This window comes from Bowmanella yangjiangensis (genome assembly GCF_017255015.1).
Classification (GTDB): Bacteria; Pseudomonadota; Gammaproteobacteria; order Enterobacterales; family Alteromonadaceae; genus Bowmanella; species Bowmanella yangjiangensis.
Window position 1 is genome coordinate 1 of record NZ_JAFKCS010000228.1, and the last position, 1,332, is coordinate 1,332.

Annotated in this window: 1 protein-coding gene and 1 pseudogene; both read right to left on the minus strand. The window is 60.2% G+C overall.

The window, feature by feature from the left end; all coding sequences use genetic code 11:
- Nucleotides 1–314 (minus strand): annotated as a pseudogene (locus J0A65_RS23555) (hypothetical protein); the annotation flags it as partial.
- A gap of 77 nt (nt 315–391) precedes the next feature.
- Complete coding sequence (locus J0A65_RS23560; protein ID WP_206596713.1) at nt 392–1,177, minus strand: substrate-binding periplasmic protein; 786 nt, start codon at nt 1,175–1,177, stop codon at nt 392–394.
- Between the last annotated feature and the right edge of the window lie 155 nt (nt 1,178–1,332).

Here is a 1,332-nt window from a genome sequence, read left to right on the forward strand (position 1 = left end):
GTGGCATCGATGTCCTGCCAGCCCCAGCTGGGATTCTCGAAGATCGCCATGTCGATGCGTCCGCGCTGCAGATCGCCGAAGCGCCGCACGATGGCCGTGGGCAGCATGGTGAAGTGATAGTCGCTCTGCTCCTGATTGAGGGCTTCGAGCAGCTGCGGTAGCAGCCCGGTCGACTCTCGCGTATTGGATTTGTCGACATAGGGAGGGAAATGCGCACCGCCGACCTTGACGGTCTCGGCTGCGGAAACTGCACCGACGAGCAACAGCGAGACAGCACTCAGCCATCCGTGAATCCAGCGCCGCGAATGCCGCATGTCGACTCCCCAAAAAATCCTTCTTCTAGTTGTGGTGCAGCCTACCCGAGTCTTTGCTGACCAACCAGATAGTTTTTTCAGTCCGCTACTACTTTGCCAGCCAATGTCAGACGATAGCGTCGAAGTAGCGCAGGAAGCTCACCATTTTCTTGTAACTCACTCAGCATTCCGGCCACCTGATCGGGTGTCAGCACCCCGCCAGGACGCAGCAACACCTGATGGCGATACTGCTGGTCGACACGCTCGGAAACCAGCAGTTCGGGCACCAGCTGCGGGTTCCGGTCGAGGAACATCTGCAGGTACGACCAGGTCACCACCGCCACATCCACCCGACGCGCCAGCAGCATCCGCAGGTTGCTGTCATGAGAATAGGTCATAAGCGCATCGAACGTATGCGCGAGGTACTCGGGATCCGCCTCGAAACCCGCGAAGCCATAGTGGTAGCCACTGTACAGGGCCAGACGCTTGCCCTTCAGGTCGTCGAAATACGCCTGGCCACGCCCTGGCTCGGCCGCCGCAACGTAGACCTCGGCATCATCGATGGAAAGGTTCAGCTCCAGGTGCGGCGTCGCGTCCCAGCCCCAGAGGCTCGACTCGAAGAAGATCAGGTCGAAGCGCCCGCCCTGCAGGTCGCGATAGCGGCGGGTCGCCGACGTCGGCACGAGCACGAAATGGTATTGCCGCTGCAATGCATTGAGCGCATGCAGCAAATCCGGAACCAGCCCCTGTGGATGCGGCGACTCGGGTTTGTCCAGATAGGGAGGGAAATGGTAGCCGCCGACACGCACCTCCTGCGCCGCCATGGCCGTCGGCACATTCAGCAGCGTGAGGTAGGTAAGCAGACAAGCAACTAGCGCACGCAAACTCGACCTCTCGTCACGTAATACAGGGTGCGATACGCCTCGGAACCCGCCAACGGTCGTCATCGACCCTAGCTTAGTTCAATTTGCTCAAGCTTCCTTGCAGACCAATGACAAGGCCTCTTCGGCCAGCTGATCGAGGGTCATGGGGCCCTGGG